The sequence below is a fragment of the Nocardia sp. NPDC004573 genome (genome assembly GCF_053602135.1).
In genome coordinates this window covers 181,833-207,338 of the sequence record NZ_JBSGDA010000008.1, presented here as the reverse complement: position 1 = coordinate 207,338, position 25,506 = coordinate 181,833, and the positions used below count along the sequence as shown (strand labels likewise).

Here is a 25,506-nt window from a genome sequence, read left to right as displayed (position 1 = left end):
TGGGCGAGATGGTTGGCATCGGATCTCCAGTGGGTTCGGCGCGGTGGCCGGGCCGTGGCCGGTGGGCGCGGCCTCGCGACGGGTGCGGACGGGAACGTCCATTATTTCATTGGGTGGGCGCAGCGTGACCTGGCATCGCCCGACCTCGCGATCCCGTCGAGCAGGTCGCGCGTCCAGATCCGACTGGCTAGCCTGTGGATGACGTCCGGCCGCTCCCTCGGCCGGTGCGGAAAGGGGTTGAGCGGTGGGGTATTTCGCGGATCGCGTAGTGGCGGTCACCGGCGCGGGCGCGGGTATCGGCCGGGAATTGGCGGTGGCCTTGGCCGGTGCGGGGGCGTGGTTGGCGCTGTCGGACAAATCGGCGGAGGCCGTCGCCGAAACCGCGCGGTTGTGCGCCGCCGCGGGCCGGGAGCCGGACGTGAGCACGGTGGACGTCACCGACCGCGCGGCCGTGTTCGCGTACGCGGAGCGCACCGTCGCGCGGTACGGGCGGGTCGAGGCGCTGTTCAACAACGCGGGCATCCTGCACGTCGGCGGCGTGCTGGAATCGCCGTTCAGCGATTTCGAAGAGGTCATGGCCGTCGACTTCTGGGGCGTGGTCAACGCAACCAAGGCGTTCCTGCCGCATCTGCTGGCCGCCGATCGCGCGCACGTGGTGAACATGTCCTCGGCCTTCGGGCTGGTGGCGGTGGCGCGGCACGCGCCGTACAACGCGGCGAAGTTCGCCGTGCGGGGCTTCACCGATTCACTGCGCCAGGACATGCGGGCGGCGGGCGGCTCGGTGCGGGTCACCGGGGTCTATCCCGGCGGTGTGCTCACCGGGATCGCCCGGTCGGCCAGCCTCGCGCCGGGCGTCGACGGGGGGCAGGTGGTGCGCCGATTCGAAGGGCACGTGGCGCGGACCAGCCCGGCCGCCGCGGCGCGGACCATTCTGCGCGGAGCCGCGCGCGGCGAGGCGAAGGTTCTGGTCGGACTGGACGCCGTCGTTGTGGACCTGGTCACACGGATCGCCGGCTCCTGCCACGAGAAGGTGCTGGACGTAGTATTCCGTTCCTGAGACCGCACGCAGTGTTCCGCGGTCAGGGACGGAAATATCGAAATGACAACTGGTAGAACGTATCTCACGTTATGGGGGTTGGTCGACGCTCCGCGCGGCACCGGTGACGGCGCGCGGGGGCGTTCGCGGTGACGAAATGGATCCTGCTCGAGTGTTTCTCGGGTGCTCCGGGGCTGGTGATCGCGGTGGGGTCGGCGCCGAAATCGTTCGTACCGCTGACCAACATCGTGCGCAATCCGGCGTCGCTGGCCGATGCCGAGACCGCGATGCGGCAGGCGTGCGCCACCGGCATGCCCGTCGCGTGGGCCTCCGGCGACGGGCGGCGCACGGTACGGGCCGAGCCGCTGCTGATCGCGCCGCGCAAGACGCATGCCGTGCGACTGTGGGTGGGTCCGCGGCAGGAGGTGGTCGCGGCGGCCGATCCGATGGGCGCCTGGCACTTCGATCTGACGACCAATCGTTCGGTGCGCAGCATCGACCTGCTGGACCTGTACGGCGTCGCGCCGCAGGACCGGGCCGCCGAGCTGGCCATCGCAGGCGCGTTCACCCGGCTGGTCACCAACCGCGACGAGAGCGAGGCGCTGGCCAAGATCGTCAACTCCGCGCCGGGCACCGAGCATCAGGCGGTCTGGACCATCCGGCGCGACGACGGCGCTCTGCGGGCCGGGCATTTCGCCTGCCGGATCGTGACCGAGCTCGATGACGCGGGCGAACGTCACGTGCTGCTGCGCGGCGTGACGCAGGACATCGGCGCGGCCACCGCCGTCTCCGCGGCCCCGCCACCGACGATTCTGGAGTACGCGGTGCTGGAAGCCGCTACCGAACCCGGTGAGTACCGCGCGATCGTCAACCTGCGCTCGTTGCGGCTGATCCGGTGGATCGGGCCGCCGATGCCGGAGATCGCCTGGGAGGACCTGCCCGGGCAGCCGCGGCCGCAGATCCATCCGGACGACCTGGCGACCGCGAAGACCATGTCACGGGAGCTGGCGCGGCATCGCACGGAAGGGGCGGTGCGCCTGCGGCGACTGGACGGTGGTTGGCAACCGGTACGGATACGGGCCGCGTTGATGGCGCTGGATCAGCACACCACGGCCGGACTCGCCACGGTCACCGCGACGTAACCGACCGCGGTGACCGTGGCGTCGAAGTCATTGGCGCGGCAGATCCAGCTCGGCCATTTCCTTCTCGATCGCATTCGCGGCGAAATCCACACCGCGGGAACGCAACTCATGAACCCGGCGTTGGAGTGCCTCCACTCCGCCGGGCTGGGCCGCGATGTCGGCGACGCTGATCCGGCCCTTGGGCCCGTGCACACCCGACTGCACGTACGACACCGTGATACCTCCTGCCTGCACGCTCACCCACCCACCGACCCGGGTGGGTTCCCCACTGCGCTACAAGTCGCACGACAACCGTGTCGACAGGAGAGCCCGGGTCGCCGGGCACGCTGGCTGAATGCTATCAGCGAACCGTACTGGACCCTCGAGCGATGTGTCTTGTTTCACACCTCATTCGCCGTGCGATGTTGAGCTGTATTTGCTAGGTAGACAGACGCATTCAGGCGAATGCGATCTTGCTCCTCGGCGCGCAGCTCCCGGCGCACCTTGCCGGGCACGCCCGCCACGAGTGAGCCGGGCGGAATCTGCGCGCCTTCCGGGATCAGCGCGTTGGCCGCGATCAGGCTGCCCGGCCCGACGACGGCCCCGTTGAGGATGGTGGCGCCCATGCCGACCAGCACGTCGTCGCCGATCGCGCACCCGTGCAGGATCGCGTTGTGCCCCACCGAGACCCCCGTGCCGACGGTGAGCGGGAAACCCGGATCGGCGTGCAGCACGCAGCCGTCCTGGATATTGCTGCGCGCGCCGACCTCGATCGTCTCCAGGTCGCCGCGCAGCACCGCGCTGTACCAGACGCTGACCTCGGCGCCGAGCCGCACCCGGCCGATCACGGTGGCGTTCGGCGCGATCCACGCGCTGTCCTCGATCTCCGGCGCATGTTCGCCCAGCTGAATCCGCATGGTCACGAACTTAGCCGCCCCCGCTGCAGGGGCCGCCCACGGCCCGCGCCGGGCGGGCCTCCGGTCAGTTCTGCCCTTGGAAGCTGGCGCGGTGTGCGGCGGGGCTGGTGCCGAGGATGCGGTGGAAGTGGTGGCGCAGGCTGATCGCCGTGCCGAAGCCGGTGTCGACCGCGATGCGTTCCACCGTGTCGGTGGTGGATTCCAGCAGCAGCCGCGCCCGGTCGGTGCGCTGGAGCAGCAGCCACTGCTGGGGGCTGGTGCCGGTGCGATCGCGGAACCGGCGGGTGAAGGTGCGCCGCGACATCAGCGCGACGCGGGCCCAGCCGTCCAGGTCGACCGGATCGCCGAGATGCGTCCGTGCCCAGACCATCGCCCGCTCGATCGGATCGTCGTCGGCGGCCTCGGGCACCGCGACGGGAATGTACTGCGCTTGTGAGCCGCTGCGGTGCGGGGCGGTGACCAACGCCCTGGCCAATTCGGTGGCCGCTTTGCTGCCGAGATCCCGGCGGACCAAGTGCAGGCAGCAGTCCAGCGCCGCGGCCACGCCCGCCGAGGTCACGACGTCGCCCAGATCCGACCACAGCGTGTCGGCGCGGACCCGGACCGCGGGGAACGCGCGGGCCAGCTCGGCGGCGGAGGCCCAGTGCGTGGTGACTTCCCGGCCGTCGGCCAGCCCGCTCGCGGCCACCGCCCACGACCCGAGGCACAGGCCGACGATCCGGGCGCCGCCAGCGTGGGCGGTTCGCAGGGCGCCGCGCAGGTCGGCGGGCAACGGTTCGCCGGAACGCCAGCTCGGAATCACGACGGTGTCGGCACGGGTCAGCGTCTCCAGGCCGTGCTGGACGTGGATGTCGAAACCCGCTGGCGTGCTCAGGCTTCCTGGCTGTCGGGCGCACACGTCCACGCGATAGGGCGAGGGCCCTTCGACACCGACCCGGCCGAAGACGAGGCTGGGCACGGACAGATGAAACGGGCTGATCCCGTCGAACGCCAACACGGCCACGGTGTGCATGGCCCGATCTTAACGGTGAGCGGCTCGCGGGCCACTGTTGTCACCGCTACCGGCGGGACAAGATCAACGACATGAGCGACACGATCGAACGCACCGGCCTGGAAATCCTGCACATCGGCGGACCGACCCTGCGGTTCCGCTACGCGGGCCGCACCTGGCTGACCGACCCCACCTTCGACGAGCCTGGCGACTACCCGGGGCCCGTCACGCTGCACAAGCTCACCGGACCCGCGGTGTCGGCCGACGAGGTGGGGCCGGTGGACGTGGTGCTGCTCTCGCACGACGAACACGCCGACAACTTGGACGACTCCGGCCGGAAGCTGCTGACCACCGTGCCGACCGTGTTCTCCACGCCCGGCGCCGCCACTCGTATCGACGGTGTGCGCGGACTGGAGAACTGGGAAACCGTGACGGTGCACGGAGTGCGGGTGACCGGTGTGCCCGCCCTGCACGGACCGGAGGGATGCGAGCCGTTCAGCGGGATCGTCACCGGGTTCGTGCTGCGCGCCGACGGGGAGCCGACGGTGTACGTCTCGGGTGACAACGCCTCGGTGGACGTGGTGCGGAACATCGCCGAACGGATCGGTCGCATCGACATCGCCGTGCTCAACGTCGGCGGCGCGAACATCGGACGTTTCGGCGACACCGACGTCACCCTGAACGCGCGCACCGCGCTGCGGGCGGCCGAAGTCCTCGGCGACGCGGTGATCGTGCCGGTCCATTCCGATGGCTGGGCGCACTTCAGCGAGACGCTCGATTACCTCGGGCACGTCTTCCGTTTCGGCGGCCGCGCCGAGCAGTTGCGGATACCGCCGTTGGGTCGGCCGGCCACCCTGTGAGACGGGCCTGCGCGCTCAGCTGGGCAACGTGCCGAGAAACTCGCCCGCGGCGCGCGGCGCGGGTGGTCGCGGTGCGCGCTCGGCGCGTCGGTCGTGGCGCGGGCCCCGTCCCGGGGCGACGATGACGGTATGAGGATCGGAGTACCACAGGAGGTCAAGGAGCAGGAGTTCCGGGTGGCCCTGACGCCGGCGGGCGCCGGGGAACTGGCCGGGCAGGGACACGACGTGCTGGTGCAGGCGGGCGCGGGCGTCGGATCGGGCTTCCCCGACGCCGACTACGCCGCGGCGGGTGCCCGCCTGGTCCCGGACGCCGACCAGGTGTGGCGGGAAGCCGAGCTGGTGTTGAAGGTGAAGGAACCGATCGCACCGGAGTACCCGCGGATGCGCCGCGGGCAGGTGTTGTTCACCTTCCTGCACCTGGCGGCCTCCCGCGACTGCACCGACGCGGTGCTGCGCTCGGGCATCACCGCCATCGCCTACGAGATGGTCCGCGCCGCCGACGGGTCGCTGCCGCTGCTGGCCCCGATGAGCGAGATCGCGGGCAAGCTCGGCGCCCAGGTCGGCGCGTACCATCTGATGGCCCCGCTCGGCGGCGCGGGACTGCTGCCGGGCGGCGTTCCGGGCGTACGCCCGGCGGAAGTCGTGGTGCTCGGCGGCGGCGTCGCGGGATCGAACGCGGCCGCGGTCGCCGTGGGCATGGGCGCGCGGGTGAGCGTGCTGGATACCAATCTGCACCGGTTGCGCGAGCTCGACGCCCGCTTCGACGGGCGGATCACCACCGTCGCGTCGAACGCCGCCGAGATCCGGCGCGCGGTCCTGTCGGCCGACCTGGTCATCGGCGCGGTGCTGGTCCCCGGCGCGCGTGCGCCGGAACTGGTCCCCGACGACCTGGTCGCCGGTATGCGCCCCGGCGCGGTACTGGTGGACATCTCCATCGACCAAGGCGGCTGCTTCGCCTCCGCGCACCCGACGACGCACGCGAATCCCACCTACCGGGTGGCGGATTCGCTGTTCTACTGCGTGGCCAACATGCCGGGCGCGGTGCCGCACACCTCGACGATCGCGCTCACCAACGCGACCCTGCCCTACGTGCGGGCGATCGCCGACCTCGGCTGGCAGAAGGCCTGCGCCACGCATCCCGATCTGGCACACGGGCTGACCGCGGACGCCGGGCGGCTGCTGTCGGCGGAAGTGGCGGCCGCGCACGGGTATTCGCGGCCGCTCGGCGTCGCGGGCTGACTACTCCTGCTCGGTGCGGCCCTCGCCCATGAACCAGTCGGGCATCCCGTCCGTGGGCAGGTCGCGCAGCTTGTCCGGGTTGCGGACCACGTCGATCGCGACGATGCGTCCGTCGTCGACGGTGAAGGAGAACACGCCGGTGTGGGTGCCGTCGAAGACCACCAGCCCGGGCTGACCGTTGACCAGCACCGCGCGACCCCAGCCGCCCACCGCGGACGGCGAGTGGTACCAGCCGAGCAGCAGCTTGGCCACGAGTTCGGCGCCGCGCACGGGCTGCCGGATCGCGGGCACCTTGCCGCCGCCGTCGGCGGTGAGGCTGACGTTCGCGTCCAGCACACCCAGCAGGGCGCTGAGGTCGCCGGAACGCCAGGCCACCGAGAAGGCGGACACCACCTTCTTCTGCTCGTCCGGGGAGGCCGGGAAGCGCGGCGTGCCCTGCTCGACGTGCTTGCGTGCCCGCGAGGCGAGCTGACGGACGGCGGCCGGGGTGCGGCCGACCACTTCGGCGACCTCGGGGCCGCTCATGCCGAAGACGTCCTGGAGCACGAACGCGGTGCGCTCGGCCGGGGACAGGGACTCCAGCACCACCAGCAGCGCGGTGGTGACCCGTTCGTCCTGCGTGATCCGGTCGGCGGGGTCGTCCCAGCTGGTCACCTCCGGCTCCGGCAGCCATTCGCCGACGTACTGCTCGCGGCGGACGCGGGCGGACCCGAGGTGGTCGAGGGCCAGCCGGCCGGTGACCGTGGACAGCCAGGCGCGCAGATTGTCGATCTCGCTCGCGGCGCCCGCCTCGTACTGGCGTTGCAATCGCAACCACGCCTCCTGCACGACGTCGTCGGCGTCGCTGAGACTGCCCAGCGTGCTGTAGGCGAGCCTGCGCAGATACGGGCGGTGCTCCTCGAACCGCCGCGCCAGCTCGGCCTGGTCGAGGGACTCGGGGGAAGGCTGTTCGGAAGTCACTGCTGGTTCGCCGTTCGTCGTTCGGGCCCCGCCGGGCGAGTCTATGGATGCGTCACCGGGGAGACGACGCAGGGGCGCTGAGTGTGACACGGGCCGTGCGCGCCGGTCGACGCACGCCCGATACTGTCGCCGAGTGCAGAAGGGGACCTCCACCGCGCTCGGTTTGCTGCTCGGATTCGCGCTCGATCGAGTGTTCGGGGATCCGCGCCGGTGGCATCCGGTGGCCGGATTCGGCTCGGCGGTGGCGGCTCTGGAGTCGGTGACCTACGCCGACCGGCGCGCGGCGGGGTTGCTGCACGAGACGCTGGCCGTCGGCGCGGTGGTCGGGCTCGCAGCGGCGGCGCCGCGCGGCGGGGTGGCCACGACCGCCGCGGCCACCTGGACCGTGCTGGGGGGACGCAGTCTGGCGCGGACCGGTCGCGCGATGGCCGACCGGTTGGAGGGTGGCGACCTCGACGGCGCTCGCGCGCTCCTGCCTTCCCTGTGCGGCCGCGATCCGCAGGCGCTGGACGCGGACGGGCTCGCTCGCGCGGCATTGGAGTCCATCGCCGAGAACACCTCCGACGCGGCCGTCGCACCGGTGGTGTGGGGAGCCGTGGCGGGCGTCCGGGGGCTGCTCGGGTATCGCGCGGTCAACACGCTGGACGCGATGATCGGCTACCGCAACGAGCGCTACCGGCGTTTCGGCTGGGCGGCCGCCCGTGTCGACGACGCGGCCAATCTGATCCCGGCGCGGGTCACCGGGTTGCTCACCGCCGCTCTCGCCCCCTTGGTCGGCGGCGGGCCCGCTGCCGCGCTGACCGCGTGGCGGCGGGACGCGGCCGGACATCCCAGCCCCAACGCGGGGGTGGTGGAAGCGTCGATGGCCGGTGCGCTCGGCGTCCGGCTGGGTGGCCGTACCGAGTACCCGCACGGTGTGGAGATGCGCCCGATCCTCGGCGACGGCCCGGCTCCCACGCTGCACGATCTGCGCCGCGCGGTCCGCCTTTCCGAAGCCGTGCAGCTCACCGCCACCCTGCTCGCCGCCGCCGTCGCCGTGACCAGGCGCTGAGCTGTTCGACGGCGTCGCCGCTGCCGGGCCGGTATGCGTATCGCGCGTACGGCGGCCCGGTCGCTCGATCCGCGCGAGATCACGCTCCCGATGTGCTTTCGCCGTGCTCGCCGGCCGTCCGCGGAAGCAGCCAGCCCCTGCCGCGCGGCACGCCGTAGCACCTGCCGGGAGAGCACCTGGACGAATCCGGGGGACCCGGCGCGGGTGCCGTCGGCCTCGCGGGTCCGCGTGCTGATCCGGATAGGCTTCCGCGATGCGGATCGGGCTGGTGACCATCGTCGTGGCGGAGTACGACTCCGCGATCGACTTCTTCGTCGATTCGCTGGGCTTCGAGCTGGTCGAGGATTCGGCGGCGCGCACGAACGACGGTCGCGCGAAGCGGTGGGTGGTGGTGCGCCCGCCCGGCGCCGAAACGGGCATCCTGCTCGCGCGGGCCGAGGGTGCGGCGCAAGCCGCGGTGATCGGGCAGCAGGTGGCGGGCCGGGTCGGTTTCTTCCTGCAGGTCGAGGACTTCCAGTCGGCGTATGACCGGATGGTCGCGCGCGGGGTGGAGTTCGTTCGGGCGCCGCGCGACGAGCCGTACGGGCGGGTGGCGGTCTTCCTCGACATCGCCGGGAACCGGTGGGATCTGCTGGGCCCGGACCGGTCCTAGCTCGACGAGTACCGAATCGCGGCGATCACCCGCGGCCGTAGCGGTCGGCCAGGCGGGCTTGCGTGGTCGGTGTGGCGGGCGCGGCCGAAGTGGCCGGGGGAATCGGCTCGGATCGGGGTCGCGCGGTGGGAGAGGGCGTGGGTACCGGCTCGGCGGCGGAGCCTTTCTCCTTCCGTCGTTCGCGGATCTCCGCGTAGACGAAGTAGCCGAGGCCCAGCGGAGCCATGATGCCCAAGGCCAGCCATTGCAGGCCGTAGGACAGGTAGGGGCCCGCGTCCAGCTGGGGGAGCGGAGTCGGGGTGAACGCGCCCGGTTGGTTCTCGCTCAGCTGCAGGTAGCCGCCGCGTTCGCCGCCGGTGGGAACGGCGGTGAGGGGTTGTCGCAGAACCGTCGACTCCTGGGCGGTGTCGATGGAGTACACCTGGCGATAGCCGTCCTGAACGCTCGGGTCCTTGCCGGATGTGACGCCCTCGGACATCCGGACCCTGGCCTCGATGCGCTGCGGTCCCGCGGGTGGCTCGGGGATCTGCGGCGGGCGGGTGCCGTCGACCGCCGACACCAGTCCGCGGTCGACGAGAAGTACGCGGCCGTCGTCCAACCGGAACGTCGCGAGCACCGCGTATCCCGGAGCGCCGCCGAGGTGGCGCAGCCGCACCAGCACCGTGGAGTCCGGCAGGTAGCTGCCGGAGGCGGTGACCCGCCGCCACTCGGTGTGCTCGCCGCCTCCGGAGAGCACGGTGGTCACGTCGACGGGCTCGGCCTTCACCGAGTCGGCGATCAACTGGTTGCGGTGCGAGGTGGCCGTGTTCTTGCCCAGCTGCCACGGCGCGAGCACGGTGAAGCACAGGTAGGCGAACGCGGCGACCAGCACCGCCAGGATCAGCCAGCTGGGGCGCAGCAGGAAGGCGAGCCTGCGCATCAGGATCGCTCGTCGGAGACGAGGCGCGGATCGGGGGGTTCGGCGGCGGCCAGCTCGGCGCGCACCCAGTCGAGCAGGCCGGGGACGGCGGCCTCGATCTGCGCGCGCACGAGTTCGAAGTCCGCCGTGTCGCCGTAGTAGGGGTCGGCCACATCCTGGCCGTCGGCGTCGGGGTCGAAAGCGCGCAGCAACCGCAGTCGCTCGGCCGGGATCCCGAGCCGGGCCAGGTCGCGCCGGTGCGAGCGGTCCAAGGCGATCACCAGATCCGCGTCGCTGTGCTCGGCTCCGAACACCGCGGCGACGTGGCCGGTCGGGTATCCGTACTTGCGTAGGGTCGCGCAGGTCCGCGGGTCGGCGTCGTCGCCGACGTGCCACGACCCGGTGCCCGCGCTGCTCACCCGCACCCGGTTGGCGAGCCCGGCCCGGTAGAGGTGCGACGCGAAGATCTTTTCCGCCATCGGAGAGCGGCAGATGTTGCCGGTACAGACGAACGAGACGTGCAGCTGACCCACGCCTGCCATTCTGGCCGGTCCCGCTATCACCGCGCCACGTAGGGTGTGATCTCGTGGCCGAGGACACCGTCGATCGCGCGAAACTGCGTCACCACGGCGACGTGGACGCGCGCCCGGGCATGCTCGATTTCGCGGTGAACGTCCAAGGGACCGCGCCCCCGGAGTGGCTGCGCCTGCGCCTGGCCGGACGGCTGTCCGATCTGGGCCGCTATCCGAGCGCCGAGGCCGCCGAGGCCGCGCGCCGGGCGGTCGCGGCCCGGCACGGCCGTGTTCCCGGCGAGGTGTTGCTGCTGGCAGGGGCGGCGGAGGGTTTCGCGCTGCTGCCCCGTCTCGCGCCGCGGTCGGCCGCGGTGCTGCACCCGTCGTTCACCGAACCGGAACTGGTGTTGCGGGAGGCAGGCGTCCCAGTGACCCGGGTCGTTCTGGAATCGCCGTACCGGCTCGATCCCGCCGCGGTGCCCCCCGAAGCCGACCTGGTGGTGCTCGGCAACCCGACCAACCCGACCTCGGTGCTGCACCCGGCCGATACTATCCGCGCACTGCGCAGGCCGGGGCGCGTCATCGTGGTCGACGAAGCCTTCGCCGACGCGGTCGCGGGCGAGCCGGAATCGCTCGCCGCCGACCCCGCGCCCGACCTGCTCGTGTTGCGCAGCCTCACCAAGACCTGGGCGCTGGCCGGCCTGCGCTGCGGCTATTTCCTGGGAGCGCCCGATATTCTCGCGCGCCTCGGCCGAGGGCGGCCGCACTGGGCGCTGGGCACCCTGCAACTGGAGGCGATCGCCGCCACCGCGAGTCCGGCTGCCGTGGCCGAGTCCGAGCGCTGCGCGCGGACGCTCGCCGTGCACCGCGCCGCGATGATCGAGCGCCTGACCGGCCTCGGTGTCGCCGTCCACACTCCGGCTGCGGGGCCGTTCCTGCTCCTGCGCGTCCCGGACGGCGAACTGCTGCGCAAACACTTGGCGGCGGAAGGGATCGCGGTCCGGCGCGCCGACACCTTCCCCGGCCTCGGTCCGAACCATCTGCGCGTCGCGGTCCGCGGTGCGGCGGAGGTCGATCGGCTGGTCGCGGCGTTCCGGTCGGCAGATGTCGGGATCGAAGTAAAGGAAGGTGGACGATGACCACGCTCGCGGATCTCGTCAGGGTGCTCGACGCGGCCTACCCGCCCGCGCTGGCCGAGCCGTGGGACTCGGTCGGCTTGGTCTGCGGTGACCCGGCCGAGGAGCTGACCCGGGTGCTGTTCGCCGTCGACGCGACCGCCGCGGTCGTCGAGGAGGCGATCGACTGGCGCGCGCAGGCCCTGGTGGTGCACCACCCGCTGCTGCTGCGCGGTGTGGACACCGTCGCGGCGAACACGCCGAAAGGCGCGCTGGTGCATCGGCTGATCCGCTCCGGTTGCGCGCTGTTCACCGCGCACACCAACGCCGACTCCGCCGCCCCAGGTGTCTCCGACGCACTCGCCGCCGCCCTCGGACTGACGGTGACCGGCCCGCTGGACGCGAAACCCGAGTCGGCGGTGGACAGTTGGGTGATACAGGTGCCGCGCACGCACACCGACGCGGTGCTCGCCGCGCTCTTCGCCGCGGGCGCGGGCCGACAAGTAGACCATTGCGACTGCGCGGTGCGAGTACCGGCCACAGCGCAGTTCCGCCCGATGACCGAAGGCTCGCCCGGGCAAGAGACCTTGGGCGAACTCCAGTACGCCGAGGAGGAGCGGGTGGAGGTCGCCGCCCCCTCGTCGGCACGCTCCGCCGTGCTCGCCGCGCTGCGTGCCGCGCATCCCGGCGAGGACCCGGTCTATCACATCGGTGAACGCGCTCAGCTGCCGTCGTCGCTGGGCCTCGGCAGGGTCGGCACCCTGCCGGAACCGGAATCGCTGCGCGCCTTCACCGATCGCGTGGCACGCGCTCTTCCGCCCACCGCGTGGGGTGTGCGCGCCGCCGGTGACCCGGACCGCGCCGTCTACACCGTCGCCGTCTGCGGCGGCGCGGGCGACTCCTACCTCGGCCGCGCCACCGCGTTGGGCGTCGACGCCTACGTCACGTCCGATCTGCGCCACCATCCGGTCGACGAGCACCTGCGCAAGGGCGGTCCCGCGTTGGTCGACGCCGCGCACTGGGCCACCGAATTCCCGTGGTGCGCGCAGGCCGAAGCGGTTGTGCGCACCGCCCTGCCCGGCCTGGAGACCAGGGTGTCCACGTTGCGCACCGACCCGTGGACGGTGCGCGCCACCGGCTGAGCGCCCGAAACCGTTGGCACGCCGAGGTACTGGTCACGGCGTGTCGGGGCGTGTCCGCGCCGGGCCGGGACAGGTTGGGCGGTTCGGGTGAATCGAGTAGTTCGTGCGGGGTACAACTACCGCATGAACTTCCCGGTTGATTTCGGGCTCGTGCAGATCGGGCTGATCCTGCTGCTGGTCGTCGGTGTGGCGCTGATCGTCTCCGGTCTGATCGCTTGGCGCCGGGCGGGGATGCGGCCGCTGCTCGCGCGCGGGTCGGGCGGGCTCGCGCTGCTGCTGGTCGCGGCGGTGCTGCTGTGGGTCGCGACCTTGTTGCAGACGTACCTCGGACTGACCGGCGAGATCAAGGCGGCGCACGTGGTGGCCAAGCCGGTGGCGGGGCAGGAACACCAGATAGACGTCGACCTGGTCCTGTACGGCGACGACGACCACCCCGAGCAGCGCCGGACCTATCGGGTGGAAGGCGACATGTGGGTGCTGCAAGCCGGCATCGTGGAATTGGAGCCGTGGGTCAACGCCCTCGGCTTCCATTCCGGCTACCGGATCAGCCGCTTGTACGGCCAGCGCCTCGACGGCGTCGCGACGAAGCAGAATCAGATCTTCCTCGGCGACGGCGACCGCGACTTCTTCGCCGACATGCGCGAGGGCCGCTGGTGGACCCAGCCGTTCGTGCGCTCCGCGTACGGGAACGCGGTGATCGCGGTGCCCGGCGAGTACGACGTCTACATCTCCCGCGACGCCATCAAGACTCGCACCGTCGGCGGCTGACGCCGGTTCGCCGATCCGGCGGGGTACGGTGGAACCTTCGGTCCCGTCCACCCCGCCCAGGAGTTTGTCCGCGTTGAATGTCGAACCCCCGATCCAGGCCGAGCTGCTGCGGCTCGCCGCCGTCGACGCCGAGCTGACCCGGATCGCGCACCGCCGCACCGTGCTGCCCGAGCAGCAGGAGGTCGCACGGCTGGAAGCCGAGCGCAACGCGCACTCCGACGCCGCGGTGGCCGTGCAGATCGTGCTGGACGACCTCGACCGCGACATCCGCAAGCTGGAGGGCGAGGTCGAGGCGGTGCGCAAGCGCGAGGAGCGCGACCAGGCCATGCTCACCGCGGGAACGGTGAACGCCAAACAGCTTTCGGAGCTCCAGCACGAGCTGGGCAGTCTGGAGCGGCGCCGCTCCGTGCTGGAGGACGAGCTGCTCGAGGTGATGGAGCGGCGGGAGGCCTCCGCCGCCGACTACGAGCACGCGGGCGCGCGGTTGAGCAAGACCGAGGACGAACTCGCCGCCGCCCGGCGGCAGCGCGACGAGGCGCTCGCGGATCTGGACGTGGCGCAGACGCGCTGCGAGACCGATCGCGTCGGCGTGGTGGCGAAGGTCCCCGGCGAACTGCTCGCCATCTACGACCGGCAGCGGCAGCAGCACGGTGCGGGCGCCGCGCTGTTGCAGGCTCGCCGCTGTGGCGCGTGCCGTATCGAACTCGATCGCGGCGAGCTCGCGCGCATCGCCAAGACGGCCCCGGACGTGGTCGTGCGCTGCCCGGAGTGCGGCGCGATCCTGGTCCGGACCAAGGAATCGGGGCTGTGAGTTCGCCGCGACCGGTTGCCGGGCACCCGCGATGACAGTGCCCGAGGTGATCGTCGAAGCCGACGGTGGCTCGCGCGGCAATCCCGGCCCGGCCGGTTACGGAGCCGTGGTCTACGACGCCGACCACGCCCGGGTGCTCGCCGAGCGCCGGGAGTTCCTCGGCGTGGCCACCAACAACGTCGCCGAGTATCGCGGTTTGATCGCGGGGTTGGCGGCAGCGGCCGAACTGGGCGCCGAGTCGGTCGTGGTGCGGATGGATTCCAAACTGGTGGTCGAGCAGATGTCCGGGCGCTGGAAGATCAAGCACGCGGCGTTGATTCCGCTCGCCGACCAGGCCCGCAGGCTCGCCGCCGGATTCACCCGGGTCAGCTACGGCTGGATTCCGCGCGCGGAGAACGCGCACGCCGACCGGCTGGCGAACGAGGCCATGGACGAGGGAAGCGGCGTCGGCGAGAACCGTGCGGCGGTCGCGGACGCGCGCACCGCCGAGGCCGCCGATCCGGCCCTCGCGGTCACCGAGCGCGATCTGCCGAGCTGGATCGATGAAGTCAGGGACGTGCGCGCCGAGCAGGCCGCCCCGGCGCAGCACGGCCCGGGCTGGACGCGGGCCACCGGTCGTCCCACCCGATTGCTGCTGCTTCGCCACGGCCAGACCGAATTGTCGGTGCAGCGGCGCTATTCCGGTCGCGGCAATCCGCCGCTCACCCCGCTCGGGCGGGAACAGGCCGCCCGCGCCGCGAAAATGCTCGCCGCCAAAGGCGGTATCGCGGCGGTGGTCAGCTCGCCGCTCGGCCGGGCCCGGGAGACCGCCGAGGCGGCTGCCGCCGCGCTCGAGGTACCGGTGGAGATTCACGACGGGTTGATCGAGACCGACTTCGGCGCGTGGGAGGGCCTGACCTTCGCCGAGGCCGCGCAACGCGACCCCGGCCTGCACGCCCGCTGGATCGGTGATCCCACGGTCGCCGCGCCCGGCGGGGAGAGCTTCGAACAGGTCCGCGCGCGGGTGGCTTCGGCTCTGCGCGAACTCGTCGAGCGGTATTCCGGCGCCAATGTGGTGGTGGTCAGTCATGTGACCCCGATCAAGACGTTGCTGCGGCTGGCCCTCGATGCCGGCCCCTCGCTGTTGTACCGGTTGCATCTGGATCTGGCGTCGCTATCGATAGCGGAGTTCTATCCCGACGGCGGGTCTTCGGTGCGTTTGGTGAACGATACGTCCTACCTCTGAGGCCGCCGCCGCGCCGGAATCGAGGGCGAACGCGGTGCGCGGAGGGCGAATTATGCCCCATTGCAACACATTTGCGTTTCACAATCGCGCGATGCGGTGAATCTCACTTCAACTCTGCCTTGCGTGCCGAGTAGCGGTAGGCTTCCCGTCGGTCAGGCACAGGCGTCCCAGGGCCTACTCGGTCGGGGTCGACGCAGTGGCCTCGGTCGATGCTGCTCGTGGGATGGTTTCGCGCGGGCGGTGTGGCCCGTGGGCCGCGTCGAGGCGGAAAACGCCTGTGCCGTCGAGTGGTTCGATGAGAGTGCAGGTTCGATGAGCAGTCCGATCAAGGTTGTCGTTCTCGGGGCGGGGATCGGAGGACTCACCACCGCGGCCGCCTTGCGGCATGCGGGTTTCGGCGTCGAACTATATGAAGCCGGTCCGGAACTGCGGGCGCAGGGCTTCGGACTTTCGGTGCAGGCCAACGGCATCAACGCGCTGCGCACCCTCGGCCTGGGGCTCGACGAGCAATTGCTCGAACGCGGCGGCCGGGTCGAGACCTTCCGCTTCTGCAACCCCGACGGCAGCCCGATCCGGGTGCTCCCGGTGCATCGGCTCGACGCCCAGCTCGGCGCGCCCGCCGTGGCGCTGCACCGCACCGACCTGCACGATGTGCTGCTCAGCGCGATCGGCGACACGCCGACTTTCACCGGCGCACAAGCCACCCGCTTCACCGACGACGGCGAACACGTGCGCGTCGAGTTCGCCGACGGCCGGGTCGCCGAGGGCGACCTGCTCGTCGGCGCCGACGGCATCCACTCGGTGGTGCGCGCCCAGTTGCACGGCCGCGCCGAGCCGCGACCCGGCAATTTCGTGTGCTGGCTGGCCTGCATCCCGTTCGAGCACCGCAACGTCGCTCGCGGCCTGTCGGCCCATTTCTGGGGCACCGGAATGCGTTTCGGCATCCACGACATCGGCCACGGCCGGGTCTACTGGTGGGGCACCAAGACGTTGCCCGCCGACGAGGCCGCGAACTGGCAGGGCGGCAAGGAAGACCTGCTGCGCCTGTACGCCGGATGGGCGCCGGAGGTGCGCGCATGCATCGAGCAGACCGACGAAGCGGCGATCGTGGCCGTGCCCGCGCAGGATCGCCCGCCGCTGGCACAGTGGGGTCGCGGCCGGGTGACGCTGCTCGGCGACGCGGCGCACCCGATGCTGCCCAGCCTCGGCCAGGGCGCGAACGCCGCCATCGAGGACGCGGTCGTGCTGGCCGGTGCGCTGCGCAACGCCCTGGATCCCGTTGCGGGGCTGCGTCGTTACGAGAAGCTGCGCGCCGACCGCACCGCCATGTTCGTCAACGGATCGGCCTCGCTGGCCAAGATCGAGCAGACCACCGATCCGCGCCTGGTGCGGGTGCGCGACACCTATTTCCGGCACGCGCCCACCGAATTCTTCCTGCGGGAACTCGGCAAGCCGATGTCCTTCCCGGCGCCGGACGGGCCGACCGCGCGCCTGCCGCGTCCGCTCTCGCCGGTCGAGCGCTGGCACTGGATCGCCGATCAGCTCGCGCCGCTGCACATCCTGTCGCGCGTGCGGATCCGCGGGCGCGTCGAGGCGGAGCAGATCCGCGCGGGTCTGGACGAGGTGCAGCGCCGACATCCGCTCCTGCGGGTCGCCGTCGCCGCCGAACCGGACGGCACCGCACCGCGTTTCGTGCCGGTGCAGGCGCCGATCCCGCTGCGGGTGATCGAGTCCGAGGACAGCACCGACTGGCTGGCCGAGGCCGACGAGGTGGAGCTGCGCGAACCGTTCGACTGGCGCACCGGTCCGCTGGCCAGGGCGGTGCTGATCAAAGAAACCGACGGCACCAACGAGCTGATCGTCACGCTGCACTACGCCGTCGCCGACGGTGAGAGCGCGCTGTCGGTGGCTGAGCAGGTGCTCCAGGTGGCCGCCGGGGAAGCGGGCGATTTCGCGCCCGCGCCGGTGCGCCCCGGTCCGGAGGAACTGTTCCCGCCGCGCTTCCAAGGTGCGGGCGGTGCGCTGCGCACCGCGGGATCGTTCCTGCGTGACCAGAAGTCGCAGCTGCGCAAGCCCCGCAGGCTGGAGCCGACTTCGCTCGCGCCGCCCGCGCAGCGGCGCAGCCGGGTGGTGCACCGCAGCCTCGACGGCGACCAGCTCGAGGCGCTCACCGCGGGATGCGACCGCCACGGCGTCGGTCTGCAGGCCGCGCTTTCGGCCGCGCTGCTGATCGCGGCGGCCAGGGAGGCCGGCACCGAGAAGGCGACCTGGTACGCCGTCGGCAGCTCGGTCAACTTCCGCGACCATCTCGACGGCGCCGCAGGCGACACCGAAGTCGGCACCTACCAAGGCATGATCGCCACCCCGGCGAAATACGCGCCGTGGGCCTCGCTGTGGGAGATCGCCGCGGAGATCGAGCGCGAATACGGCGCGCGGACGCAGCGACGGGATCACTTGTCCGCGCTGAACCTGTTGAAGGTGGCCGCGCCGAAGTCGGTGGCCGCCAGCGCCTCCACGGTGAAGTTGATGGACACCCGCGGCCCGGGTCATCTCTGCATGACCTATCTGGGCAACTACCCCTTTCCGGACAAGATCGGCGCCTGGCAGCTGGAAGGCGCGCAGTTCGTCTCCGGCATGTCCGTCAGCGGCTTCATCATGGCCACCGCCAACGCGACGCATAACGAGTTGTCGCTCAACATCGGCTACGTCGAGCCCGCGGTCTCGCGCGAACGAGCCGATCGACTCGCCGACGAAAGCGTGCGCGCGCTGCTGTCGGCCTGCTGACCAGCCCGCATACACCGCGATACAACAGCAGAGTCGCGGCATCGGCAGAGCCGATGCCGTGATTCGCGATATCGATAACTGGATAAGTGTGGTAGCAGCTTTGCGTGTCAGCGATCAGGGTGGGCTGGGGTGGATCCGCGCACGGCCGGTGCCGCGACTGTCGCGATAGGAGTGACTGTGACATTCGAACCGAGTGCTACTTCCGAGAGACCCCCCGAAGCCTGGCCGGTCAGCGCGTACCAGCGCGATGTGCTGTCCGTCGCCTACCGGTATGCCCCGGCGCCGGTCACCCGAAACGCCTACTGCGCGTTCCTGGACGAGCCTTTCGACATGGCCCGGTTGCGGGCGGTGGTGCGCCGGGCCGTGCTCGCCGACGACGCGCTGCGCCTGCGCTTCGAGTTCTCCGAAGGCCGTTTCTGGCAGTGGGTTTCCGACGAGCTACCCGAGGTCGAGCTGGTCGATCTCAGCTGGGCGTCGGATCCCGCCGCGGCCCGCCGCGACTGGGTGAACCGGGCGAACGTGACGCCGTCCCCGCCGCGGCAGCCGTTCCGGATCGCCGCGCTGGTCGACGGGCCCGACCATTTCCATCTCTACGTGGCGATGCACCACGCCATGATCGACGGCTGGGGCGTGAACGCGCTGTGGAGCGCCCTGGTGGACAACTACAGTCGCACGGATCTGTCGCTCGAGGAACTCGCCGAGCCGGATCCGGTCACCGAGCAGACCGACCGCGGCGCCGCGACCTACCGCAAGATCGCCGCCGAGCACGAGGAGTACCTGTCCTCCGCACAGTGGGTGGCCGATCGCGACGCGCTGGTGCGCCGCTTCGAAGGCGTGGTCCCCGCCCTGTTCCCCGGGCGTGCGAGCACGCCCGACGTCAATCGGGGACGGCAGCGCGTGGTCGTGGAGCCCGCGTTCCTCGACCGTATCCGAGCCACCGGCTTCTCGGTCTTCGCGTTGACCGTTTCGGCGCTGGCCGCCTACCTGACCACCATCCATCGTTCCGAGGAGGTGGTGATCGGGGTTCCGATGCTCAACCGGCACAGTCCGGAGACCTTCCGCACCTCCGGTCACCGCACGAACGTGGTGCCCCTGCGCATCCGCGTCGACCCGGCCCGACCGCTGTCGGCGGTCGCCACCGAGGTGGCCGCCCAGATCCGGGAACTCAAGCGCTACGAGCGTTTTCCCTACGGTGACCTGGCCCGCGCGCTCAGCAGCGACCCGACCGCGCCGCCGCTGTTCGATGTGGCGTACTCCTACATCAAGATGCCGCCGTCGGATCACCTCGACAAGATCCTCGCCACCCTGGATATCGTCAATCCGGGCACGGTGCTCGAGGCGCTGAACATTCTCGGCGTCGAGCACGCGCGGGACGGCTCGCTGAACCTCCAGCTCTACTACGACCGGCACGTGTTCGACGAGAACTTCCCCTTGGAGTCGGTCGTGCGCGGCATCGGCGCCCTGCTGGTGGCGGCGCTGGACCGGCCCGAGGAGCCGATCTCGGCGCTGCCGCTGATGCCCGCGCGCGAGCGGGCGGCCATCGCCGCGTTCGAATCCGGTCCGCGCGAGGAATTCCCGTACACCACTCTCGACCGGCTGGTCGCCGAGGTGGCCGCCCGGCATCCGGAGCGCATCGCGATCGAACCGGTCGCCGGGTCGGGGGAAAAACCGCTGCGGTACGCCGAATTGTCGGCGCTGGCCGACGGATTCGCCGCCCGGCTGCGCGCGCTGGGCGCGACCGGCAACGAATGCGTGCCGGTGGTGCTCACCCGCTCGACCGAGATGCTCGTCGCGATCTTCGGTGTATTGCGGGCCGGTTGCGCGTACGTGCCGCTCGACCCGGACTTCCCGGCCGCGCGCATCGAGACCGTGCTCGCCGATTGCGGGGCGCGCTTCGTCGTGGCAGGGGAGCGGCATCGGGCGGTCTTCTACGAGCTGGGCGTCACCAGGATCGCGCCGGCCGACATCGTCCCGGGGCGCGGCATCGAGAATGTCTCGCACCCGGCCGATCTCAGCTACATCATCTACACCTCGGGTTCCACGGGCGTGCCCAAGGGCGTGATGATCGAGCATCGGTCGGTGGTGAACCGCCTGACCTGGATGCAGCGGCGCTACCCTCTGCACGAGGCGGACGTCATCCTGCAGAAGACGCCCGTCACGTTCGACGTGTCGGTGTGGGAACTGTTCTGGTGGGCGATCACGGGCGCCCGGGTCGCGCTACTGGAACCGGGCGGGGAGCGCGATCCGCGCCGCATCGCCGAGGCGATTGCCGCGCACGGGGTGACGGTGCTGCACTTCGTGCCCTCCATGCTGGCGGCGTTCGTCGACGAGCTGGCGGCCGATCCGGCGACGGTCGCGCGGATCGGCAGCGTGCGCCGGGTGATCTGCAGCGGCGAGGCGCTACCGCCGGCGCTGGTGCGCCGGTTCCACGCGGTCTTCGCCGCGGCCGGGGCGACAGCGCCGCAACTGGTGAACCTCTACGGCCCGACCGAGGCCACCGTCGACGTCTCCTACTTCGACTGCCCCGCCGACGAACCGCTCGACGTGGTGCCGATCGGCCGCCCCATCGACAACATCGACCTGCTCGTGCTCGACCACATCGGACGCCGGGTGCCGGTCGGCGTGCCGGGGGAGCTGAACATCGCGGGCGTCGGCGTGGCCCGTGGCTATCGCGGCAGGCCGGAGCTGACCGCGGCGGCGTTCGTCGACGATCGCGGGGTGCCGGGACGCCGCCGGTACCGCACCGGCGACCTGGCACGGTGGCTGCCGGACGGCAACCTCGAGTACCTGGGCCGCTTCGACGACCAGGTGAAGATCCGCGGCAACCGGATCACCCTCGGCGAGGTGCAGAACGCCATGCTCGGCTGCGCCGGGGTGCGCGCGGCGGCCGTGGTGGACGAAGTCTCGGAGGCGCACGGCGTGCAACTGGTCGGCTACTTCGTCGGGCAGGACGTCTCCGGCGAGCGGATCGCCGAGCAGCTCGCGGCCCGGCTGCCCCGCTACATGGTGCCCTCCCGATTGATCCGGGTGGACCGCATTCCGCTGACCCGCAACGGGAAGCTGGACCGGCGCGCGCTCGCCGAACACCTCGTGCTCGGCCACGGCGCCGAGCCGGTCGTCGGCCGCGAGCCGCGCACCGCTGTCGAAGCCAGGCTCGCGCAGGTCTGGCAAACCGTGCTCGGTGTCGAGTCGATCGGCGTGCACGACAACTTCTTCACCCACGGCGGCGATTCCATCCTCGCGCTGGCCGTGCGTACCGCGGCCGAACGCGCCGGGCTCTACTTCGACGTCGATGCCTTCTACCAGGCGCCGACCATCGCAGAGCTGGCCCGTGTCGTGCGCGACGACCGGCGCGAGGACCGCGAGCTCGTCGCGATGCCCCTGCAGACGGTGCCGCTGATCGACCGGGCCGCGCTGCACCAAGCCGAGGACGCCTTTCCGGCGACGGCTCTGCAACTGGGCATGCTGTATCACAGCATCGAGCGCACCGACTCGGTCACGTATAAGGACGCGTTCCGCTACCGGCTCGAAATTCCTTGGGATGCCGCGCAATTCCGGCAGGCCGTGGACCGGCTGGTGCGCCGGCAGCCCGCGCTGCGTTCGTCGTTCGAGCTGAGCAGGCATTCGGTCCCGCTGCAGATCGTGCACGTCGCGCCGCCCTACGAGGTCGAGATCGTCGAGTTGGGGGAGCTGGACGAGGCGGATGGCGAGGACCTGATCGAGATCTATCTGCAGGAGCGCACGCACGCCCAGTACGACATCTCGGCGGCCCCGCTGTTCGCCATCCGGGCATTCGTCCGCCCCGGCCCGCAGGAACCGGTCGGCACGGTGGACTTGGTGCTGAGCTTCCACCACGCCATCCTGGACGGCTGGAGCGTCGCCACGTCGGTGCTGGAACTGCTGCTGGACTACCTCAACCACCTGGGCATGACCCGGACCCAGGTGGAGGCCACCCCGCATCCGGCCACCGTGCTGGCCGAGTACGCGCAGGCCGAGCAGGTCGCGGCGCACGACCCCGCGGCCCGCGCGTACTGGCGGACCGCCCTGGCCGGGGCCGAACCCACCGCGCTCACCGCGCTCGGGGTGCACCAGCCGGTGGTCGCGGGCGTGCCGCAGGCCCGGGCGCTGGTGCCGCGCGCGCTGGCCGAACGGGTGTCGTCGTTCGCCACGCGCCACCAGGTTCCGGAGAAATCGGTCTATCTGGCCGCGCACTGCCTGGCGCTGCGGGCGCTCACCGGCCGTACGGACGTCACCACCGGCGTGGTGAGCCACGGCCGCCCGGACCGGGCCGGCGCCGAACGCGTGGCGGGATTGTTCCTCAACACGCTGCCGATCCGGTTGGACGGCACCGCCACCACCTGGCGCGCCGCGGTGGAGCAGCTCGCCCGGCGCGAGCGCGAGGCCTACCCGTTCCGTCGCTACCCGCTGCGGTCGATCCTCGCCGACGGCGGGCCGGTCTTCGAGACGGCGTTCAACTTCGTCAACTATCACGTCTTCCAGCCCATGCTGGTGCTGGACGGGGTGCGCCTGCTGGACTTCGACGCGCGGGAGGAGACCAACTTCCAGTTGCTGGTGACCGCGGCCACCGACCCGAGGGACGGCCGGATGTGGTTGCGAGTCGACGGCGACCACACGCTGACCGCCGAGCAGTGCGAGACCGTGGCGCTCACCCAGCTGCGCATGCTGGCCGGTCTCGTCGCCGAGCCCGACGGGCCGATCGATCGCGGCGTCGGTCCCGCGACCGCGCGCGACGTGGGCACGCTGGTGGCCGAGGCGGCCGCGCTCGCCCCCGCCCGCGTCGCCCTGGCCGGTGACGACGAATCGGTCACCTACGACGACATGATCGAGCGGTCCGATCGGCTGGCCCGGCGCCTGGTCGGACTCGGGGTGTCGCCGGGCGACCGGGTCGGCATCCTGATGGGGCGCCGACCGCAGCTGGTGCTGCTCGTGCTCGCCCTGACCCGGATCGGCGCCGCGTGCGTCCCGCTGGACGTCAGCTACCCGCGGGCCAGGCTGAATCTGATGATCGACCGCGCTCGCCCGCACCGGGTGATCGCCGACAGCGCTTATCGCGACATCGTCGACGACGCCGCCTTGGTGCTCGACAGCGCCGCGCTCTTCGCCGACTCCGTGCCCGCCGCCGAGGTCGTGCTGCCGGACCACGTCTCGCCCGACGCGGTGGCGTACGTGTTGTTCACGTCCGGGTCGACCGGGGAACCCAAGGGTGTCGCGATGCCGCACCGCGGCTTGACCTCTCTGGTGGACTGGCAGAATCGCGCCGTCACCGGCACCGGCCTGCTGAGCACACTGCAATTGGCGCCGTTGAGTTTCGACGTGTCGTTCCAGGAGATCTTCACCACCCTCGCGGCCGGTGCAACGCTGCGGGTGAGTTCGGCCGATCTGCGCTCGAATGTCGAGCAGTTGTTGCACACGGTGGTGGAGGAGGGCATCGAACGGCTGTTCCTGCCGTATGTGGCCCTACAGGCGTTCGCCGAGGCCGCCGTGGGGCGGCGGATGTTCCCGACCGAGCTCAAGGTGCTGATCTCCTCCGGCGAACAGCTGCGCATCACCGATGAGATCCGCGCGCTGTGCAAAGTGGTGCCGGGCCTGGTGCTGGAGAACCAGTACGGCCCCACCGAATCCCACGTCGCGACCAAGTTCACGCTCACGGGTCCGGCCGACGAGTTCCCCGCGCTGCCGCCCATCGGCCGCGCCGTCGACGGCGACACCGTCGAACTGCTCGACAGCGCCCTGCGGCCGGTGCCGGACGGCGTGATCGGTGAGATCTACCTCGGCGGCCGCAGCATCGCCCGCGGCTACGAGGGCAGGCCCGCGCTCACCGCACAGCGGTTCGTCGCCACGCACGCGGGCGGCATCCGCTACCGCACCGGAGACCTCGGTGTCCGGTTGTTCTCCGGCGACATCGTCTGCCTCGGCCGCAGCGACAGCCAGGTCAAGATCCGCGGGTTCCGGGTGGAGCCGGCCGAAGTGGAACTGTGCATCCTCGGCCTGGTCGAGAAGTTCCCCGGCATCACCGAGGCCGCCGTCGTGGCCCGCGGTTTCGGCGGCATCGACGGCTCGCTGATCGCGTTCCTGGTCGGCGCGGCCGAGCAGACCGATCTGGCCGCGCTGCGGCACGATCTGCGCTCGATGCTGCCTGCGCACATGGTGCCGACCCGGTTCGTCTGGCTCGACGAACTGCCCCGCACGCCCAGCGGCAAGCGTGACGACGCGACGCTGCGCGGCTACGGGGAGGACGCGACGGATTCGGTGTCGGCGCGCCGCGAGCCCGCCGACGAGTACGAGCGGTCAGCGGTGGAACTGCTGGCCGAATACGCGGGACTGCGCGCGATCGGCGTCGACGACGACTTCTTCGCCGCGGGCGGCACGTCGATCGGCGCGATGCGCGTGGTGATGGCGTTGTCGCGCCGATGGGGTGTCGAGGTGCCGCTGGACGCGTTCATCGGCGCGCCCACCGCCGCCGGGCTCGCCACGCTGGTGCGGGCGGGCGACGTCCAGCGCACGTTCGACCCGTTGGTGCCGATCAGCCTGGGCGGCGCCAAGCCGCCGCTGTTCCTGGTGCACCCGATCGGCGGAAATGTGTTGTGCTACCTGGCTCTCGCGCGGTACCTGGATCCGGATCGCCCGGTGTACGGGCTGCAGGCGGCGGGCGCGGATCCCGGTAGCACGCCGGAGAAGACCGTCGCGGCGATGGCCGAGTCGTACTTGCAGGCGGTGCGGCGGGTACATCCGACCGGCCCGTATCACTTGGCGGGCTGGTCGTTCGGCGGCTACGTCGCCCTGGAGATGGCTCGGCAGCTGCCCGACCAGGAGGTGTCCAGCGTGACGCTGCTGGACACGATGGCGCTGCGCGCCCGCACGCGGACCCCGATCCCGGAGGAGAAACTCATCCGGTGGTTCTTCCTCGAGCTGCTGTGGTACGCGCGCGGGAGTCGGTCCGCCTTGGTCGATTTCGAGCCCGACGTGCACAATTCCGAGGAGTTGTTCGCGGCGATGCTGGCGGAGTCGGTGCGGTCGGGCATCCTGCCCGCCGACAGCTCGCCGCAGGCGATCCGGCGGCTCTACCAGGTGTTCTACGCCAACTACTCGGCGATGCTGGATTACGAGCCGGCGCCGTACGACCGCGATATCACGCTGTTGCGCGCGACCGAGGGGCTGCCGCCGGGCGTCGACCTGGCGCACAAGACCGTCGGCAGCATGTTCGACAGCGCCGACAACGGCTGGAAGCGGTACGCGGCCCGCCGATTCACGGTGATCGACGTGCCGGGCGATCACCTGAACATGATGAGCGAGCCGAACATCGGCGAACTGGGCCTGCGCCTGGACGAGGTGCTCTCCGCCGCGGACCCCGACCTGGATCGCGAATGGGACGAATCCATGCTGGACGCCTGAGACTTGCCCGG

Annotated in this window: 19 protein-coding genes; 13 read left to right on the top strand and 6 right to left on the bottom strand. The window is 71.2% G+C overall.

What is annotated here, in order from left to right:
- Positions 1–244 precede the first annotated feature (244 nt).
- Together ACWEKR_RS15760 and ACWEKR_RS15755 are read left to right on the top strand one after the other, a co-directional pair.
- On the top strand, positions 245–1,057 hold the full coding sequence (locus ACWEKR_RS15760) for an SDR family NAD(P)-dependent oxidoreductase (RefSeq protein ID WP_452355052.1): 813 nt from the start codon (positions 245–247) through the stop codon (positions 1,055–1,057).
- 128 nt (positions 1,058–1,185) lie between these two features.
- The gene (locus ACWEKR_RS15755; RefSeq protein WP_452355051.1) at positions 1,186–2,178 is read left to right on the top strand and encodes a GAF domain-containing protein; all 993 of its coding nucleotides are present in this window, start codon (positions 1,186–1,188) and stop codon (positions 2,176–2,178) included.
- Between the two features lie 27 nt (positions 2,179–2,205).
- Here ACWEKR_RS15755 and ACWEKR_RS15750 read toward each other — a convergent pair whose 3' ends face one another.
- The 3 genes from ACWEKR_RS15750 to ACWEKR_RS15740 all read right to left on the bottom strand — a co-directional run bounded on the left by ACWEKR_RS15750 (position 2,206) and on the right by ACWEKR_RS15740 (position 4,086).
- The gene (locus ACWEKR_RS15750) at positions 2,206–2,391 is read right to left on the bottom strand and encodes a hypothetical protein (protein WP_039803648.1); all 186 of its coding nucleotides are present in this window, start codon (positions 2,389–2,391) and stop codon (positions 2,206–2,208) included.
- Between the two features lie 167 nt (positions 2,392–2,558).
- Complete coding sequence (locus ACWEKR_RS15745) at positions 2,559–3,074, bottom strand: gamma carbonic anhydrase family protein (RefSeq protein ID WP_452355050.1); 516 nt, start codon at positions 3,072–3,074, stop codon at positions 2,559–2,561.
- Between the two features lie 64 nt (positions 3,075–3,138).
- Positions 3,139–4,086 carry a GlxA family transcriptional regulator gene (locus ACWEKR_RS15740; protein WP_452355049.1) on the bottom strand — a complete coding sequence of 316 codons (948 nt, stop codon included), beginning with the start codon at positions 4,084–4,086 and terminating at the stop codon, positions 3,139–3,141.
- Between the two features lie 71 nt (positions 4,087–4,157).
- Between ACWEKR_RS15740 and ACWEKR_RS15735 the strand changes: the two genes are divergently transcribed.
- Together ACWEKR_RS15735 and ald are read left to right on the top strand one after the other, a co-directional pair.
- Positions 4,158–4,925 (top strand): MBL fold metallo-hydrolase, encoded by a 768-nt coding sequence (locus ACWEKR_RS15735; protein ID WP_452355048.1) that lies wholly within the window; start codon positions 4,158–4,160, stop codon positions 4,923–4,925.
- Positions 4,926–5,054: 129 nt separating this feature from the next.
- Positions 5,055–6,164 carry an alanine dehydrogenase gene (gene ald, locus ACWEKR_RS15730; RefSeq protein ID WP_452355047.1) on the top strand — a complete coding sequence of 370 codons (1,110 nt, stop codon included), beginning with the start codon at positions 5,055–5,057 and terminating at the stop codon, positions 6,162–6,164.
- On the opposite strand, the gene sigJ is transcribed toward ald, so the two are convergent.
- Entirely contained in the window at positions 6,165–7,124 is a 960-nt protein-coding gene (gene sigJ / locus ACWEKR_RS15725; RefSeq protein ID WP_159840242.1) for an RNA polymerase sigma factor SigJ, read from the bottom strand.
- A gap of 133 nt (positions 7,125–7,257) precedes the next feature.
- Between sigJ and ACWEKR_RS15720 the strand changes: the two genes are divergently transcribed.
- Positions 7,258–8,175: a cobalamin biosynthesis protein gene (locus ACWEKR_RS15720; RefSeq protein WP_452355046.1), complete on the top strand. Its 918-nt coding sequence runs from the start codon at positions 7,258–7,260 to the stop codon at positions 8,173–8,175.
- Positions 8,176–8,428: 253 nt separating this feature from the next.
- The gene (locus ACWEKR_RS15715) at positions 8,429–8,827 is read left to right on the top strand and encodes a VOC family protein (RefSeq protein WP_452355045.1); all 399 of its coding nucleotides are present in this window, start codon (positions 8,429–8,431) and stop codon (positions 8,825–8,827) included.
- Between the two features lie 25 nt (positions 8,828–8,852).
- Here the strand turns inward: ACWEKR_RS15715 and ACWEKR_RS15710 are convergent, their stop codons facing one another.
- Together ACWEKR_RS15710 and ACWEKR_RS15705 are read right to left on the bottom strand one after the other, a co-directional pair.
- On the bottom strand, positions 8,853–9,746 hold the full coding sequence (locus ACWEKR_RS15710) for an SURF1 family cytochrome oxidase biogenesis protein (RefSeq protein ID WP_452355044.1): 894 nt from the start codon (positions 9,744–9,746) through the stop codon (positions 8,853–8,855).
- Positions 9,746–10,267 (bottom strand): low molecular weight protein-tyrosine-phosphatase, encoded by a 522-nt coding sequence (locus tag ACWEKR_RS15705; protein WP_195090170.1) that lies wholly within the window; start codon positions 10,265–10,267, stop codon positions 9,746–9,748. Before ACWEKR_RS15705 ends, ACWEKR_RS15710 begins: the two co-directional genes overlap by 1 nt.
- Positions 10,268–10,311: 44 nt before the next feature.
- Here ACWEKR_RS15705 and cobC point away from each other — a divergent pair, with 44 nt between their 5' ends.
- The 7 genes from cobC (at position 10,312) to ACWEKR_RS15670 (ending at position 25,495) form a co-directional block, all read left to right on the top strand.
- The gene (gene cobC / locus ACWEKR_RS15700) at positions 10,312–11,376 is read left to right on the top strand and encodes an Rv2231c family pyridoxal phosphate-dependent protein CobC (protein ID WP_452355043.1); all 1,065 of its coding nucleotides are present in this window, start codon (positions 10,312–10,314) and stop codon (positions 11,374–11,376) included.
- Positions 11,373–12,494, top strand: a complete 1,122-nt coding sequence (locus tag ACWEKR_RS15695) for a Nif3-like dinuclear metal center hexameric protein (protein ID WP_452355042.1) — start codon at positions 11,373–11,375, stop codon at positions 12,492–12,494. Before cobC ends, ACWEKR_RS15695 begins: the two co-directional genes overlap by 4 nt.
- 123 nt (positions 12,495–12,617) lie before the next feature.
- A complete protein-coding gene (locus ACWEKR_RS15690; RefSeq protein WP_452355041.1) occupies positions 12,618–13,262 on the top strand; it encodes a hypothetical protein in 645 nt (214 codons plus the stop codon).
- A 73-nt stretch (positions 13,263–13,335) separates the two neighbouring features.
- Positions 13,336–14,073 carry a zinc ribbon domain-containing protein gene (locus ACWEKR_RS15685; RefSeq protein WP_452355040.1) on the top strand — a complete coding sequence of 246 codons (738 nt, stop codon included), beginning with the start codon at positions 13,336–13,338 and terminating at the stop codon, positions 14,071–14,073.
- A 31-nt stretch (positions 14,074–14,104) separates the two neighbouring features.
- On the top strand, positions 14,105–15,298 hold the full coding sequence (locus ACWEKR_RS15680) for a bifunctional RNase H/acid phosphatase (RefSeq protein WP_452355039.1): 1,194 nt from the start codon (positions 14,105–14,107) through the stop codon (positions 15,296–15,298).
- Positions 15,299–15,610: 312 nt separating this feature from the next.
- Positions 15,611–18,082, top strand: a complete 2,472-nt coding sequence (locus tag ACWEKR_RS15675) for an FAD-dependent monooxygenase (RefSeq protein ID WP_452355038.1) — start codon at positions 15,611–15,613, stop codon at positions 18,080–18,082.
- Positions 18,083–18,259: 177 nt separating this feature from the next.
- Positions 18,260–25,495, top strand: coding sequence for an amino acid adenylation domain-containing protein (locus tag ACWEKR_RS15670; protein WP_452355037.1), 7,236 nt, complete (start codon positions 18,260–18,262; stop codon positions 25,493–25,495).
- Positions 25,496–25,506: the final 11 nt, after the last annotated feature.

Coding starts and splice junctions, on each gene's coding strand:
- ACWEKR_RS15745 (WP_452355050.1), bottom strand. CDS start 3,074: ATGCGGATTCAGCTGGGCGAACATGCGCCGGAGATCGAGGACAGCGCG.
- ACWEKR_RS15740 (WP_452355049.1), bottom strand. CDS start 4,086: ATGCACACCGTGGCCGTGTTGGCGTTCGACGGGATCAGCCCGTTTCAT.
- ACWEKR_RS15735 (WP_452355048.1), top strand. CDS start 4,158: ATGAGCGACACGATCGAACGCACCGGCCTGGAAATCCTGCACATCGGC.
- ald (WP_452355047.1), top strand. CDS start 5,055: ATGAGGATCGGAGTACCACAGGAGGTCAAGGAGCAGGAGTTCCGGGTG.
- ACWEKR_RS15715 (WP_452355045.1), top strand. CDS start 8,429: ATGCGGATCGGGCTGGTGACCATCGTCGTGGCGGAGTACGACTCCGCG.
- ACWEKR_RS15710 (WP_452355044.1), bottom strand. CDS start 9,746: ATGCGCAGGCTCGCCTTCCTGCTGCGCCCCAGCTGGCTGATCCTGGCG.
- ACWEKR_RS15705 (WP_195090170.1), bottom strand. CDS start 10,267: ATGGCAGGCGTGGGTCAGCTGCACGTCTCGTTCGTCTGTACCGGCAAC.
- ACWEKR_RS15695 (WP_452355042.1), top strand. CDS start 11,373: ATGACCACGCTCGCGGATCTCGTCAGGGTGCTCGACGCGGCCTACCCG.
- ACWEKR_RS15690 (WP_452355041.1), top strand. CDS start 12,618: ATGAACTTCCCGGTTGATTTCGGGCTCGTGCAGATCGGGCTGATCCTG.
- ACWEKR_RS15680 (WP_452355039.1), top strand. CDS start 14,105: ATGACAGTGCCCGAGGTGATCGTCGAAGCCGACGGTGGCTCGCGCGGC.
- ACWEKR_RS15675 (WP_452355038.1), top strand. CDS start 15,611: ATGAGCAGTCCGATCAAGGTTGTCGTTCTCGGGGCGGGGATCGGAGGA.